The organism is Paractinoplanes rishiriensis (genome assembly GCF_016862375.1).
GTDB classification, from domain to species: Bacteria; Actinomycetota; Actinomycetes; order Mycobacteriales; family Micromonosporaceae; genus Actinoplanes; species Actinoplanes rishiriensis.
The window spans coordinates 40,380-55,732 of the sequence record NZ_BOMV01000083.1 but is presented as its reverse complement, the minus strand read 5'-3'; the positions used below and the strand labels follow the sequence as shown (position 1 = coordinate 55,732).

The 15,353-nt window shown below is 72.8% G+C and carries 12 protein-coding genes; 6 read left to right on the top strand and 6 right to left on the bottom strand.

What is annotated here, in order from left to right; translation table 11 throughout:
* Genes Ari01nite_RS39485 through Ari01nite_RS39465 form a run of 5 tightly spaced genes read right to left on the bottom strand, consistent with a single transcriptional unit; the run spans position 1 to position 6,180 of the window.
* Positions 1–2,694, bottom strand: coding sequence for an FAD-binding and (Fe-S)-binding domain-containing protein (locus Ari01nite_RS39485; protein ID WP_203788309.1), 2,694 nt, complete (start codon positions 2,692–2,694; stop codon positions 1–3).
* Complete coding sequence (locus Ari01nite_RS39480; RefSeq protein WP_203788307.1) at positions 2,691–3,683, bottom strand: zinc-dependent alcohol dehydrogenase; 993 nt, start codon at positions 3,681–3,683, stop codon at positions 2,691–2,693. Before Ari01nite_RS39480 ends, Ari01nite_RS39485 begins: the two co-directional genes overlap by 4 nt.
* Positions 3,683–4,534, bottom strand: coding sequence for a fumarylacetoacetate hydrolase family protein (locus Ari01nite_RS39475; RefSeq protein ID WP_438872278.1), 852 nt, complete (start codon positions 4,532–4,534; stop codon positions 3,683–3,685). Before Ari01nite_RS39475 ends, Ari01nite_RS39480 begins: the two co-directional genes overlap by 1 nt.
* Positions 4,535–4,558: 24 nt before the next feature.
* Entirely contained in the window at positions 4,559–5,422 is an 864-nt protein-coding gene (locus Ari01nite_RS39470; RefSeq protein WP_203788303.1) for an SMP-30/gluconolactonase/LRE family protein, read from the bottom strand.
* Positions 5,419–6,180: an IclR family transcriptional regulator gene (locus tag Ari01nite_RS39465; protein WP_203788301.1), complete on the bottom strand. Its 762-nt coding sequence runs from the start codon at positions 6,178–6,180 to the stop codon at positions 5,419–5,421. The genes Ari01nite_RS39470 and Ari01nite_RS39465 overlap by 4 nt, the downstream gene beginning before the upstream one ends.
* Before the next feature lie 40 nt (positions 6,181–6,220).
* Between Ari01nite_RS39465 and Ari01nite_RS39460 the strand changes: the two genes are divergently transcribed.
* From Ari01nite_RS39460 to Ari01nite_RS39435, 6 genes are all read left to right on the top strand, one after another.
* A complete protein-coding gene (locus Ari01nite_RS39460) occupies positions 6,221–7,948 on the top strand; it encodes a dihydroxy-acid dehydratase (RefSeq protein WP_239163406.1) in 1,728 nt (575 codons plus the stop codon).
* Positions 7,948–8,619, top strand: a complete 672-nt coding sequence (locus Ari01nite_RS39455; RefSeq protein WP_203788300.1) for an SDR family NAD(P)-dependent oxidoreductase — start codon at positions 7,948–7,950, stop codon at positions 8,617–8,619. Before Ari01nite_RS39460 ends, Ari01nite_RS39455 begins: the two co-directional genes overlap by 1 nt.
* Positions 8,619–9,536, top strand: a complete 918-nt coding sequence (locus tag Ari01nite_RS39450) for a glycoside hydrolase family 3 protein (RefSeq protein ID WP_203788299.1) — start codon at positions 8,619–8,621, stop codon at positions 9,534–9,536. The genes Ari01nite_RS39455 and Ari01nite_RS39450 overlap by 1 nt, the downstream gene beginning before the upstream one ends.
* Positions 9,533–10,654 (top strand): glycoside hydrolase family 3 C-terminal domain-containing protein, encoded by a 1,122-nt coding sequence (locus tag Ari01nite_RS39445; protein ID WP_203788298.1) that lies wholly within the window; start codon positions 9,533–9,535, stop codon positions 10,652–10,654. Before Ari01nite_RS39450 ends, Ari01nite_RS39445 begins: the two co-directional genes overlap by 4 nt.
* Positions 10,655–11,239: 585 nt before the next feature.
* Positions 11,240–11,386, top strand: coding sequence for a hypothetical protein (locus Ari01nite_RS39440; RefSeq protein WP_203788296.1), 147 nt, complete (start codon positions 11,240–11,242; stop codon positions 11,384–11,386).
* 340 nt (positions 11,387–11,726) lie between these two features.
* Positions 11,727–13,814, top strand: a complete 2,088-nt coding sequence (locus Ari01nite_RS39435; RefSeq protein ID WP_203788294.1) for a tetratricopeptide repeat protein — start codon at positions 11,727–11,729, stop codon at positions 13,812–13,814.
* Between the two features lie 20 nt (positions 13,815–13,834).
* On the opposite strand, the gene Ari01nite_RS39430 is transcribed toward Ari01nite_RS39435, so the two are convergent.
* A complete protein-coding gene (locus Ari01nite_RS39430; RefSeq protein WP_203788292.1) occupies positions 13,835–15,307 on the bottom strand; it encodes a GAF and ANTAR domain-containing protein in 1,473 nt (490 codons plus the stop codon).
* Positions 15,308–15,353: the final 46 nt, after the last annotated feature.

Sequence of the window (15,353 nt, the reverse complement as noted above, 5' to 3'; positions counted from 1 at the left end):
TCATTCCTCCGTGGCTTGGTCGAGCAGTTCGAGCAGGTGGTGGTACGTCTCGCCGGTGGACCGGGTCAGGCCGATCTCGCAGGTGCGGTTGACCGAGGCGTGCGCCGCGTAAACCCCGCGCCGCACGGACTCCGCCTCGGCGCGGGTCGCGGACGCGGTGAGCTCCGGGTGCAGCAGGCCGCGGTCACCGGCGAACGCGCAGCACTGCCAGCCCTCCGGGATGTCGACCCGGTCGGCGATCGCCCCGGCGACGGCGGCGATCGCGCCGTCCAGGCCGAGCCGCACGGACGAGCAGGTGGGGTGCAGGGCCAGCGAGGGCAGCCGCCGGGTGACCCGCAGCCGGGGGAGCACCTCCGAGGCCACCCAGGCCACCGCGTCGACCACCGGCACGCCGGGCAACAGCCGCTCGAAACCTTCGGTGCAGGAGGCCGCGTCGGTGATGACCGGCACCGCGGGATCGCCGACCGCGGCCCGCACCCGCTGCCGCATGATCTCGTAGCCGTCCGGCAGGCCCTTCGACGACCAGGGCGTGCCGCAGCACAGGTCGCCGATGCCGGCCGGCACCGACAGGCGCAGACCGGCCCGGGCGGCGAGGCGCCGCACGGCGGCCGGCACCCCGGCCCCGCCGTCGGCCGGCGCGAAGAGGGTGGAGAGGCAGGACGGCAGGTAGAGCGCGTCGGGGGAGGAGACAGGCGCGGGCCGGCGGCGGGCACCACCGCGGGGCAGGTCGGGCGACCACCGCGGCAGACCGGGGAGACGGGTGGCGGCCCGAGCGACAAAGGGTCCGGCGGCGGCGGTGTTCAGTGCCAGCTTCATGGCGCGGGAAACCCCGTCCCAGTGGCGGGCGGCGCTGCCCCAGGCGCGCTGCTGGGCGGGGGAGACTGTGGAAGCGCGCAGCCGCTTCGTCAGGTCGCCCGTGTTGATCAGGACCGGGCAGGCGGTCGCGCACATGCCGTCCACCGCGCACGTGTCCACCGCGTCGTACTGGTACTCGCGGGCCAGTTCCTCGGCCAGCGGGAGATCACCGGCCGCCGTCGCGGCGGCCAGTTCGCGGCGCAGCACGATGCGCTGCCGGGGTGTCGTGGTGAGGTCGCGGCTCGGGCACACCGGCTCGCAGTAGCCGCACTCGACGCACCGGTCCACCTCGGACTCGACCGCGACCACCGGCTTGAGGTGCTTGAGGTGCGCCGCCGGGTCGTCGGTGAGCAGCACACCGGGGTTCAGCGTGCCGGCCGGGTCGCAGGCCCGCTTGATCGCCACCATCACGTCGAACAGTTCGTCGCCGTACTGCCGGCGGACGAACGGGGCCATCACCCGGCCGGTGCCGTGCTCGGCCTTGAGCGTGCCGCCGCGGCCCAGCACCGCGTCCACCATGTCCTCGGTGAATGCGGCATACCGGCGGCTGTCCCCGTCGCCGAACCGCTCGGTGAGCATGAAGTGCAGGTTGCCGTCCTTGGCGTGGCCGAAAATGACGCTGCGCTCGTAGCCGTGCCGGTCGAACAGCGCGGTGAGGTCGTCGCACAGATCGGCCAGCACCGGCACCGGGACCGCCACGTCCTCGAGCAGCGCCACCGTGCCGGCCGGGCGGGCACCGGCCACGGCGGCATACAAGCCCTTCCGGGTGTGCCAGAGCGCGGCCCGCCCGGCGGCGTCGCGGCTCAGCGAAGTTCCGAGCAACCGGTGCGCGGCCGCCTCCCGTTCGGCGAGCAATGAGAGGTCTTCTTCCTGCCACTCCACCAGCAGGGCGGCTTCCATATCCGCAGAGCGGCCGGAAACCCGCAGCGACTCCGCGTCCAGCAGTTCCACCGCGGCCGGGCCGGCGGCGACCAGTTCCGGCATGGCGGCCACCGCCTCGCGCAGCGTGGGGAACACGACCAGGCCGGTGCTGGCGTGCCGGGCCAGCGGCACGGTGCGGAACACGGCCGAGGCCACGAAGCCGAGCGTGCCCTCCGAGCCGATCAGCAGGTGGGCCAGGATCTGCGCGGGCGAGTCGTGGTCGAGCAGGCTGTTCAGCCCGTACCCCATGGTGTTCTTCATGGCGAACTGCTGCTCGATCCGTCGCACGGAGTCGAGGTTTCCGCGCACCCGGTCGCGCAGCGAGAGCAAAGCAGCGGCCAGCGAGGGCTCGTGATGGCGCAGCACGGCATCGGCGTCCGGTGCGCCGGTGTCCAGCACGGTGCCGCTGGCCAGCACGAGCGTCAAAGATTCCAGGGTCTGGTACGTGTTGGCATGCGTCCCGCAGGTCATCCCGCTGGAGTTGTTGGCGATCACGCCGCCGACCGTGCAGGCCGACTCGCTGGCCGGGTCCGGACCGAGCCGGCGGCCGTGCGGAGCCAGCCGGGCGTTGACCTGGCGCAGCACCGCACCCGGCTGTACCCGCACCCGCGCGCCGCCGTCCAGCACCTCGATCTGCCGGAAGTGCCGGCGTACGTCCATCAGCAGTTGATCTGTACCGGCCTGACCGCTGAGGCTGGTACCGCCGGAGCGGAACGTGACACCGAGGCCGACCGCCGCGGCCGCCCGGATCAGCGCGGCCACCTCGGTCGCGCCCCGGGGCACCAGCACCGCCTGCGGCGCGAGCAGGTAGTGCGAGGCGTCATGCGCCAGCCCGAGCCGGTCGGTGGCCCGGGTCCGGACGCTGCCGGGCGCGGCGTTCTCGAGAGCCCGGACCAGCCGCGCGTGCACCGCGCTCACCGCCGGGGATCGACGTGCACCTTGGGGCCGCCACCGGCGAGGGCGGCCGGCGCCTCGGCCAGGCCGACCGTGGCGGCGACCAGTGGGGCCGGGTCGACCGAGCCGTCCGCGTAGGCGGCGACGGCCCCGGCCAGTCCCGCCGAGGCGCCCAGGATGCCGACCGCGGTGACGTCCTTGAGCACCAGGTCGCGGGTGTCGACCGTGCTCGGCGTGCCGGACAGCCCGATGTACACCACCCGGCGGCCCGGTTCGACCAGCTCGGCGGCGAGCGCGGGCAGTCCGGCCGCGGCGGACGCGTCGACGACCCCGTCCCAGGGCAGGCCGGGCAGCGTCGCGCGGGTCCAGGCGTTCGGGAAACCCAGCGAGCACGGCAGTGACAGGTGCTCCTCGTCCTCGCCGAGCAGGTGCACCTCGGCGCCGCGGGCCCGGGCGAACATGGCGGTGAGCAGCCCGATCGTGCCGGTGCCGAGGACCAGCAGGCGCTCGCCGGCGGCCAGGCCGGCGGCCTCGACGCAGCGCAGCGCGTTCCCGCCGGGTTCGACCATTGCGCCGCGGGTGGCGTCCACCCTGTCGGGCAGTGCGTACAGGTGATCGGCCGGGAACGCGACCCGCTCGGCGAGCGCTCCCGGCAGGCCGTCCCGGATGCCCAGCTCGTGCCGCTGTTCGCAGACGTGGTGCCGGCCCTGCCGGCAGCGGTGGCAGTGACCGCAACCGATCATGGTGTCGCCGGTGACGCGGCGGCCGAGCCAGGCCGGGTCGACGCCCGGACCGATCTCGCGGACCGCGCCGCACCACTCGTGCCCGGGGCGCAGCGGGTACGACGACGCGCCGGTGTGCAGGTAGCTCATGTGGCCGCTGAACAGCTCGAAATCGGTGCCGCACAAGCCGGCCCGCTCGACGTCCACCACGACCTGCCCGCCGGCCGCAACCGGCGGGTCCACCTCCTGCACCTCGGCCGCGCCGGGCCCGGTGAGCACCAGGGCGCGCATCAGCGTGGGCCGGCGACGTTCTGCCGGGCCGTGCCGAGCCGGTCGATGCTGAGCTCGACGACGTCGCCGGGCTGCAGCCAGATCTGCGGATTGTGGCCCATGCCGACGCCCGGCGGGGTGCCCGTGTTGATCAGGTCGCCCGGCTCCAGCACCAGGAACTGGCTCAGGTAGTGCACGACGAAGTACGGGTCGAAGATCATCGTCTTGGTGTTGCCGGTCTGCCGCCGCACCCCGTTGACGTCGAGCGTCATGGTCAGGTCGAGCACGTCGGCGATCTCGTCGGGGGTGGCCAGCCAGGGCCCGGCCGGGTTGAACGTCTCGGCCGACTTGCCCTTGCTCCACTGGCCGCCGCGCTCGATCTGGAACTCGCGCTCGCTGACGTCGTTGACCAGCACGTACCCGGCGATCGCGGCGGCCGCGTCGGCGGGCGAGTCCAGATAGGAGGTGCGGGTGCCGATCACGATGCCAAGCTCCACCTCCCAGTCGGTCTTGGTGGAGTTGCGCGGGATCCGGATGTCGTCGAACGGGCCGACCAGGGTGTTCGGCGACTTGGTGAACAGGATCGGCTCGTCCGGCACCGCGGCGCCGGTCTCGGCGGCGTGGTCGCGGTAGTTGAGGCCGATGCACAGGATCTGGTGCGGCCGGGCGATCGGTGCGCCGATCCGCTCGGTGCCGAACGGCCGGGTCTCGCCGGCCGCGACCCGCTGGGCCACCGGGGCGGCCAGCGCGGCCGGGCCGCCGGCCGCGAAGAACCGCTCGTCGAAGTCGGTGACCAGGTCGGACACGTCGACGTAGCGGGTGTCGTCGACGCGGACGACGGGCTTTTCGGCGCCGGGGGCGCCGATGCGCATGAGCAACACGAGAGCTCCGAGGGGCTAGAGGACGGGATTCCAGTACGGGGTGGGCGCGCCGGTCGCTTCGACCTGGGCGGTGAAGATGCGGCCCGAGTCGGGGTGGGCGGCCAGATCGTCGGCGCTGAGGTCGGCCGTGGCGGTGGTGATGACCAGCACGTCGCGGCCGGGGCCGGCGAACGCGCAGCTGGTGATGTGCGGCGCGGCGACCGCGACGGTGGCCAGCAGCTCGCCGGCCGGGGACCGGCACTCGATCCGGCCGCGGCCCCAGACGGCCAGCCACAGGTTGCCGTCGGCGTCCGCACAGAGGCCGTCCGGCAGGCCGTCGCGCACCGGGAACAGGTCGTGGCGTTCGCCGTCCGGGTAGTCGCGGACCCGGATCTCGCCGGGCACCGAGTCGACGCTGTACATCCGGCTGCCGTCCGGCGTCCAGGCCAGGCCGTTGGACAGCGTCAGGTCGGTGTCCAGCGTGGTGAGGCCGTCGCGGTCGAGCCGGACCAGGCGGTCCTGGCCGCGGCGGCCGTCCAGGGCCATGCTGCCGATCAGGAACCGGCCGGCCGGGTCGACGGCGCCGTCGTTGAGCCGGCTGCCGCCGCCGGCCGGTAGCACCCGGGCCAGTTCGGTGCGCCGGCCGGCCGGGTCGACGTGCGTCAGGGTCTCCCGCTCGGCGACCAGCAGGTCGCCGCCCGCGGCCACGGCCACCGCGCCGACGGTCGAGCCGAACTCCCAGATGTCGGTGACGGTGAACGGGTCGAGCCTTCCGGCGTAGACGGTGCCGGCCGGGATGTCGACCCAGTACACCCGCTCGTTCTCCGGGTCCCAGACGGGGCCCTCGCCGAGCTCGTACGCCTCCGGGCTGACCGCGGTGGCGGTGTACTCCCGGGTCACCGGCCCGGCTCCGTCACGATGGCCCGGATGGCGGGCGCGTCGGCGACCAGCGCGGCCAGCGGCGTGCGGTAGGCCAGCCCGCTGATGCTGATCGCCCCGCTGGGCGCGCTCGGTGAGGTCAGGTACGCCGGTACGGCCAGACAGTTCACGCCGGCCTCGCTCTCCTGGTCGTCGGTGCCGAAGCCGCACTCGCGGACCCGCACCAGCTCAGTGTGCAGGCCGGCGGCGGTGCGGATGGAGCGTTCGGTGGGTGCGCTCAGCGGCACGTCGCCGATCCAGGCGCGTACCTCGTCCTCGGTGTGCAGCAACCCGGACAGCAGCAGCTTGCCGACCGCCGTGGTGTGCGCGGGGTTGCGGCCGCCGACCACCGAGGAGAGCCGGACGGCGCCGGAGGCCGGATCGAGTTTCGAGCGGTAGACGACCGAGCGGCCGTCGAGGGTGGCGTAGTGCACGGTCTCGCCGTAGCGCTCGCACAGCCGCCGCAGGATCGGCAGGACGCGTACGTGATCCGGCCGTGCCTCATGGTGGGCGAAGGCGAGCCGGAGGAACTCGTCGCCGAGCACGTAGCGCCCGTAGCCGTCCTGGCTCGCGAACCCGGCCCGGCGCAGCGCCGCGAGCGCCCGGTGCACGGTCGGTTTGGGACTGGCCATGGCGCGGGCCATCTCCTCCAGCCCGACGCCCTCGGGACGGCCGGCGAGTGCGGCGAGCACGGCCAGCACCCGGTCGGCGCCGACCAGCCGTTCGCTCTCCAGCTCCATGATTCCGGATCGTAGACCAGAGTTCCGCCATGATGAAACTATGAGCGGTATGGAGCCGAGGCGTAGTCAGCAGTGGTACGGCGGCGACGACCGCAACAGCTACATCCACCGCGCCTGGATGCGCCGCGGCCTGCCCGCGGACGCGTTCGGCGGCACCCGCCCGCACATCGCGCTGGCCAACACCGCGTCCGACCTGACCCCGTGCAACAGCCACCTGACCGAGGTGGCCCGCAGCGTGGCCGACGGCGTGCACGCGGCCGGTGGCGTGGCGCTGCACCTGCCGGTGGTGTCGATCGGCGAGACGCAGGTGCGGCCCACCGCGATGCTGTGGCGCAACATGGCCGCGATGGCCATCGAGGAGATGCTGCGGGCCAACCCGATCGACGCCGTGGTGCTGCTCGGCGGCTGCGACAAGACCATCCCGGCGCTGCTCATGGCGGCCGCCTCGGTCGACCTGCCGGCCGTGGTGGTGCCCGGCGGGCCGATGCTCACCGGCACCTTCCGCGGGGTGCCGCTGGGCTGCGGCACCGACGTGTGGAAGCTGAGCGAGGAGGTGCGGGCCGGCACGCTGGCCGAGGCCGAGTTCCAGCGCTCCGAGTCCTCGATGATCCGCAGCCGCGGGCACTGCAACACGATGGGCACCGCCTCGACCATGGGGCTGCTGGCCGAGGTGCTCGGCATGACGCTGCCCGGCATCGCGGGCACCCCGGCACCGGACAGCCGGCTGCTGGAGGCCGCGCACGCCACCGGCATACTCGCGGTCGAACTGGCCGACTCGGGGCTGCGGCCGGGCGCGGTGATGACCCGGGCCTCGTTCCTGAACGCGATCGTGGCGCTGGCCGCGCTGGGCGGGTCGACGAACGCGGTGGTGCACCTGCTGGCCATCGCGGGGCGGCTCGGCGTCGACCTGACCCAGGACGACTTCGACCGTGCCGGGTCCGGCGTGCCGCTGCTGGTCGATCTGCAGCCGGCCGGGCGCTTCCTGATGGACGACCTGTACCGGGCCGGCGGGCTGCACGCGGTGCTGGCCGAGGTCCGGGACCTGCTCGACCCGGCCGCGCTGACGGTCACCGGCCGGCCGCTGGTCGCGTACCTGGACCAGGTTTTGATCTATGACCGTGAGGTGATCCGGCCCCGCGACGCGCCGCTGCGGGCCGAGGCCGGTATCGCGGTGCTGTACGGCAACCTGGCCCCGGACGGCGCCGTGATCAAACCGGCCGCCGCCACGCCGGAACTGCTGTCGCACCGCGGGCCGGCGGTCGTCTTCGACTCGGTGGAGGACCTGCACGCCAGGCTCGACGACCCGGACCTGCCCGTGACCGCCGACTCGGTGCTGATCCTGCGCGGCTGCGGCCCCCGGGGCTACCCCGGCATGCCCGAGGTGTCCAACCTGCCGCTGCCGGCGAAGCTGCTGGCTCTCGGCGTAAGAGACATGGTGCGGATCTGCGACGGGCGGATGAGCGGCACCGCGTACGGGACCGTGGTGTTGCACGTGGCCCCCGAGGCCGCCGCCGGCGGACCGCTCGCGAAGGTCCGCACGGGTGACATGATCGTGCTGGACGTCGAGCGCCGGCTGCTGGCGGTCGACATACCGGACGCCGACCTGGCCGCCCGCGAACCCTCGCCGGCCGCCGCCGCGGCCTATGCGGCACCGCGCCGCGGCTGGGAGAAGCTGTACGTGGACACCGTGCTGCAGGCCAACACCGGCGCCGACTGCGACTTCCTGATCGGCTCGAGCGGCGACCGGGTCGCCCGGGAGTCGCACTGATGCGGGCCGTGGTTACCGGCGGGATGAGCGGCATCGGCGCGGCCGCGGCGACCCGGCTGCGGGCCGACGGCGTCGAGGTGCTCACCCTGGACGTTGCTCATGGCGCGGATCTGGTCGCCGACGTCACCGACCCGCAGGCGGTGCGCCGGGCCGCTGACGAAGCCGGCCGGGTGGACATCCTGGTCAACTCCGCCGGCGTGGTCGGGCCGAACGCGCCGCTCTGGGAGATCCCGTTCGCCGGCTGGGAACGCACCTTCGCGGTCAACGTGCACGGCACCTTCCACACCTGCCAGGCGTTCCTGCCTCCGATGATCGAGCGGGGCTGGGGCCGGATCGTCAACCTGGCCAGCATCGCCGGCAAGGACGGCAACCCGAACATGTCGCCGTACTCGGCCTCCAAGGCGGCCGTCATCGGGCTCACCAAGTCGCTCGGCAAGGAACTGGCCACCACCGGCGTGCTGGTCAACGCGATCGCGCCCGCGGTGATCGCCACGCCGATGAACGCGGACACCGAGCCGGAGGCGCTCGCCCACATCACCGGCCTCATCCCGATGAAGCGGCCGGGCCGGGCCGAGGAGGTGGCCGAACTGATCGCCTGGCTGGCGTCCGACCGGGTCAGCTTCTCCACCGGCGCGGTGTACGACATCAGCGGCGGCCGGGCCACGTTCTGATGACGTTCACCTTCGCCGACGGCGTGCGCGGCCTGCGCGCCGGCTCGCTCACCGCCGCGGACGCCGCCGAGCGGCTGATCGGCGAGCTCACCGACGCGGAACTGCTGGGGCTGCTGGACGGCGACGTCCCGGTCTGGCGGGTGGCCCGGCTGCCGGCCATGATGCGGGCCGGTCCGATCTCCGGGGGAGCGGTGCCCCGGCTCGGCATCCCCGGCATCCGGTTCAGCGACGGGCCGCGCGGCGTGGTCATGGGCCGGTCCACGTCGTTCCCGGTCACCATGGCGCGGGCGGCCGGCTGGGACCCGTCGCTGGAGTTCGAGGTGGGCCTGGCGATCGGCCGGGAGGCCCGCGCGCAGGGCGCCAACTATTCCGGCGCGGTCTGCGTCAACCTGCTGCGGCACCCCGCCTGGGGCCGGGCGCAGGAGTGTTACGGCGAGGACCCGGTGCTCACCGGCCGGATGGGCGCGGCGCTCACCCGCGGGCTGCGGCACCACGTGATGGCCTGCGTGAAGCATTTCGCGCTCAACTCGATGGAGAACGCCCGCTTCACCATCGACGTGCTGGCCTCGCCGCACGCTCTGCACGAGGTGTGGCTGCCGCACTTCAAGACGGTCGTGGACGCCGGGGCCGACTCGGTGATGACGTCCTACAACAAGGTCAACGGCTTCCACGCCGACGAGAACCGGGTGCTGCTCACCGACATCCTGCGCGATGAGTGGGGTTTCCAGGGCTTCGTCACCAGCGACTGGGTGTGGGGCACGCACGACCCGATCGTCAGCCTCGAGGCGGGTCTCGACATCGAGATGCCGCTGCGGATGCATCGGGCGCGGGCTCTGCCCGGCGCCATCGAGGAAACCGGGCGATCATCTTGCGCTCGGCGCGGCGCATTCTCACCACCATTTTGCGGTACGCGGTGAGCCGCGACCCGGTCGAGCCGGCTCGGGCGGTCGTCGCCTGCGCGGGGCATCGGGAACTGGCCCGGCGAGCGGCCGTGCAGGGGATGGTCCTGCTGCGCAACGAGCAGGCCGCCCTACCGCTGCCGGCCACTGTCACCCGGCTGGCGCTGGCCGGGGCGCTGGCCGACGCGCCGAACCTGGGCGACCACGGCTCCTCCCGGGTGTATCCGCCCGCCACCTGCACGATCCGGGCGGGCCTGCGCTCCGCCCTGCCCGGCGTTTCCCTGGTCGGCCCGGCCGAGCCGGCCGACGCCGCGGTGGTCGTCGTGGGCATGAGCCACAACGACGAGGGCGAGCGGATCATGAACGAGGACCTCAGCTTCCTCGGCTTCCCGCTGAACACCCGCCCCGGCCGCTGGCTGGTCGGCAGGCTGATGAGGGTGCTGACCCGGTTCGGCCGGGGCGGCGACCGGGTCCGGCTCACCCTGTCGCCGCGCGATGAGGAACTGATCGCGACCGTGGCGGCCGCCCACCCGCGCACGATCGTGGTGCTGATCGGCGGCAGCGCCATCCTGATGGAGGCGTGGCGCACGAAGGTCCCGGCGATCCTGATGGCCTGGTATCCCGGCATGGAGGGCGGCCGGGCGGTGGCCGACGTGCTGACCGGCGCCGAGGAGCCCGGCGGCCGGCTGCCGTTCGCCATCCCCACCAGCGCCGGCCACCTGCCGTTCTTCGACGCTGCTGCCGATCGCATCGAGTACGACGCCTGGTGGGGCCAGCGCAAACTCGACCGCGACGGCCACCCGGCGGCGTACCCGTTCGGCTTCGGGCTCGGCTACACGACGTTCGACATGTCCCTGGTGTCGGTGCACGGCGCGGTGGCCACGGTGGACGTCGCCAACACCGGCGGCCGGCCGGGCTCCACGGTGGTGCAGGTCTACGCGGTCGGCGAGGTGCCGCAACTGGTCGGTTTCCGCCGCGTCGCACTGGACGCCGGTGCCGCCACGACCGTGGACGTCGACCTCGACCTCACCCCGACCCTGTTCCGCGACCCCGGCACCCGCACCTGGCACCCGCGCCCCGGCTCGCCACGGTTCGTGGCGGCCCCGCACAGCATGCGCGACCCGTCGTCGCGTTGAGACGCCCATGCGGAGGGGTCCTCGGGCCAACGAGAGACCCCTCCACACAGCGTGAAGTGCGTGTCCGGGCTAACAGACGCCGCCACTTGATAACGAGTAGAGCAGGAACTGCCGGGTCCAGCAGCAGGGCCGTACAACTCCGGAGGATGCCGACGGCACCGGACGGAGAATGTGCAGCTCAGCCTGCGCGGGGCGGACTTATTCGTTTATTCGGCACCCGGTTGCGCCAAGCGGCGCCGGACGAAGATCGGCGAACAAGCGAATAAATCTTGCGGGTGGACCCGGCGATTATTTCGGTTATTCGCTCTTCGTCGAGTGGTCTGGTGCATCGCGGTGCTCGCGGGCAACATTAGGCACCATACCGCTTCGGCGCCGAGGATCGGGACGGGCCAACGTCGTAAACCGATTCGCGAGGCCGGCGGTAGTCCGGGCTAAATGACGCATAGAGAGGTGCCCACCGTGCCCCGAAGATCTCGTTCGACCCCGGCTCGGCTCCACATCGAGCACGACGCCCCCGGCTCAGCCGGGAGGTCATGCCGGCTCACCGTCCCGGCCCGTGTCGTCCGGGTTCGCGTCACGGTCATCGTGATCGTTTCGGTCCTGGTCAGCGGGCTTCCTTACGAGGGATGGCCGGCGGCGGTCGTGCTCGCCGGAGCGTCGGCGACCCTGCTCCGAGCCGTCGAGATGCTGAGCCGGTTGGCGATCCCCGTCTACCAGCCTCGTATCTCCTGACGAGCCGAGCATGCCCCTCAGCAGGGGTAGGCCACCCCGGCATATTGATCCGGCCAGCCCGTACGCGGAATTAGCGAACGGGCTGGTCGGGTTGCGCCTCAAGGCCGGATTCACCGTGACCAAACTGGCTCAGAAACTTTCGTACTCGAGAACGTCGATTTCCGAGGCGACGGACGGTTGGCATCTGCCCTCCGCCGACCTGACCCGGGCCTACGCGCAGGCATGCGGCGCAGCACCGGAGGAATGGCTTGCCAAGCGGGCTGCGGCGGGATCCTTCCGGCACGATGCGGGGGTGGTGACGCCACTTTCCGAGGATATTTCCCCTTCGTTCGATCCGGAGGTGCTTTCCGAACGGGGTGGGTCCCGGCCGGATCAGATCTTCCGGGCCGCTTTCGAAACGCCCCTGCCGGAGGCTGTCACCACGCTGTCCGAGCTGAGCGGCGCCCTCAACCGGCTGCGCGGAACGCGGAGTTACACCGAGCTGTCGCGCGGGGCGCGGGCACATCCCGACTTCCGCTTCCGGGTTCTCCCGCGAAGCACGATCAGCGATCTGCTGATGGGCAGATCGGTGCCCAACCGCGAAACCTTGATCACCTTTCTGGCCGCCTGTGGGGTCAGCGAACGGGACCAGGACGCATGGCTGGGTGTGTGGGAGAGAGTCAAGACCGTCCATCTGCGCCGCCCGGTGGGCTCGATCCGGGTCCGTGACGCATCACCGCGGCGCCTCGGCGTCCGCGCATCGATCCAGGTTGCCCCGGGAGCCGACGACCTGCCGACCTACGTGCCGCGTGACCTGGACGCCGCTGTGCAGGCGGCGCTGCACTCGGCCGCCGCGGGCGGCGGGTTCCTGGTCCTGGTGGGTGGCACGTCAACGGGCAAGACCCGGACCCTCGTCGAGGCGGTGCGGACGGTTCTTCCGGATTGGTGGCTGCTGGACCCGGTGGACTCGTCGGTCCTGGAGGGCCTGTCCCGGGGACCCGCTTCCCGGACGGTGGTCTGGCTGGACGAGCTCCGGCGTTACCTCGACCCGCCCGCGTCCGCGGCGGCCACCGTCCGCAGGCTCATCGACGCCGGGCTCGTCGTCGTGGGAACACTGTGGCCGGAGGAGTACGCCGGGCCTTCGGCGTGCCGCGAAGTGCTCAGCATGGCCCAGGTCATCTCCGTCCCGGCGGCCTTCACCTCGGGCGAACGGCGCCGTGCCGGAGCGCTCACCCGGGACCCGCGCATCCAGGTGGCGCTGGAGACCGATGGCGGCATCGGGGTCACTCAGGTACTGGCGGCCGGCCCGGAACTCGTCCGGCACTGGGAATTCGCCGAACAACCTTACGGGAAGGCGATCATCACGGCGGCGCTGGAGGCCCGCCGGATGGGCGCGCAGTCGCCGTTGACCACGGAGTTTCTGCGTCTGGCGGCACCTGTCTACCTGACCAGCGGCCAGCGGGCCACCGCACCGGCGAACTGGCTGGAACTTGGTCTCGGGTACGCCGTCATGCCGGTATCCGGCGCGGCGAGTTGTCTCGCCCCGGTAGCCGGCGGAATGGGCCAGATCGCCGGATACGTGACCGCGGACTATCTGTTTCAACGCGCGGCCGGCGTCCTCGGCGCCGGCCCGTTGCCGGACGCTGTCTGGCTGGCCCTCGTCGATCACCACCAGCCCGGAGACACCAGCCGGATCGCCGAGCACGCCGATCGGAACGGAAAGAAACAGCACGCCGTATCGCTCTACCGTCGACTGGCCCGAACCGGTCATAGCCACGCCAGGTGGCGTCTGGCCGCGCTGCTCGCCGAGGACGGTCAACTCGACGAGCTCCGGGAGCGCGCCGTCGCCGGGGACCGCTATGCCGCCCGCCGGCACGCCGCCCTGCTCGTCGACCGCGGCCGGGTGGACGACGCGATCGAGGTGCTCCGGGCCGAGGTCGACGCCGGCAACCGGCCCGCGGCTCGCCAGTTGTTCGCCGTGCTCGCCGAGTTCGGCCGGTTCGACGAGTTGAAAGTTCTGGCCAACGCCGGTGACCAGTCCGCTTCGTGGTATCTCTCAGCCGAGTACCAGCCATCCCGGGGAACGGAGGTCGCCGCTCAATGGGAGCCCATGGCACCACCGGACACCGATGAGTTGCGGCGGCTGGCCGACGACGGCGACCGGACGGCGGCCCGCCAACTCGCCTTCCTGCTGCCCCGTCTGGGGCGGACCGCCGAGTTGTCCCAGCGAGCGGACGAGGGAGACCAGGAAGCAGCGCGCTACCTTGCTTTTCTCCTCGCCGAGTACGGCCGGATCGGTGAGCTGCGCCGGCGTGCGGACAACGGAGACTCACACGCTGCGCGACGCCTGGCGAAGGCACTGGCCGGTTCCGGTGATCTCGACGAGCTGAAGCGCCGGGCAGACAACGGCGACCGCCACGCCAAACGTGTGTTCAACAGTCTTCGGTGACCGATGGCTGAGCCGGCGGATCACGCCGGTATCTCCCCGGTTTCGGTCAGCTGCTGGGCGACGTCGATGAGTTTGCGGTTGAGCCGCTGGGAGGCCCGGCGTAGCTGGTCGAAGGCTTCGCCGGGGGACAGGCGCTGGCGTTCCATCAGGATTCCCTTGGCCTGCCCGATGATGTCGCGGGTGCTCAGCGCGCGGTGCAGCGCGGCTTCGCGGCGATCCACCGCGTCCTGGCGCCGTGCGGTGGCGATGGCGACCGCCAGGTAGGCGGCCAGGATGGATCCGAAGTCGTGGTCGTCGTCGCTGAACGCATCGGGTGTCGCCGCGTAGAGGGTGAAGGCGCCGAGCGCCGACCACTGGGCCGGCCGGCGGACATACAGGCCGTAGCTCAGGGCGCCGGCCACGCCCAGCTCGGCGGCGGTGGCGGCCAGGACCGGCCAGTGTCGCGCGGCGGGCAGGTCGGGCACGTGCACCGGCTGCTCGCCGTACATCGCCTCCAGGGCCGGGCCGGTGCCGGTCGCGAACTGGACCTCGTCGAGTTCGGCGGCGGACGCGTCGCTGGTCACGGTGTCGGCGACGCGTCCGTGCTGGACCAGCGTGACGCTGGCACAGTGACATCCCGCCACCGCCTCCGCGGTGAATTTCAGGACCGGTGCGAGCATGGCGGACAGGTCGTCGCTGTCGAACAACTGCCGCGCCAGTGGGGCGAAACCGGCCAGCAGCATCGGGCCGTACGGTTGCGGGCCCCACGCCGCGGCGGCCCGGACCCGATCGTGCGCCGCGGCCCGCCGGGCGGCCGCGGCCCGCTCGCGCTCACCGGCGGCGCGGGCTTTCGGGTCCGCTGCCGGATCGGCGCCGAGCCGGGCGCCCCGGAGCCGGGGTACGGGCCGGGCCAAGCGCGGTTCGCGGTCCAGCAACCCGCGTTCCCGCTCGTCGGCCAGCCGCTCGCGCAGCGCGGCCGTCTCGTCGCGGTCGTCAGCGACCTCATCGCGGTCGGTGGCCAGGGCGTCGCGCTCGACGGCGACGAAGTCGCGCCGGTCGGCCAGCCACGCCGATTCCCCGGCATCGACGGACTCGTGCTCCTCCCGGGCCCTCGCGGCGCGTTCGGCGTGCGCGGCGCGAACCCCGGCGCGGGCACCGACCCGGGCGGCCGCCTGCCGTGTCCGGGCCAGTTCCGCCTCCGCCCGCTGCACCGCGGCCTCGGCCCGGCGCACCGCCGCCGCGCTCCCGGCCGCCTCGTCGGCGTCGTCCGCCTCGCCGGTTGTGGCGGCGCGCGTCGCCCGGTCGGCTGCTCGCCGGTCCAGCGTCTGCTCCTGGCGGTCGGCCAGGCGTTCCCGCTGGTCGGCGAGTGCCTCCCGTTCGTCGGCCAGCCGTTCCCGCTCGTCGGCCAACCGCTCGCGCTCGTCGGCGCCGGACTCCCACAGGTCTGCTCGCCACTGGCGCTCCGGCGGCACCACGTCGTCGCGCGACGCCGCCCGTCCGTCCGACTCGGCCACGGCACCCCTCCCGCCGTCATGGGTCTCGGCCTGCCGCGCCAGCAGC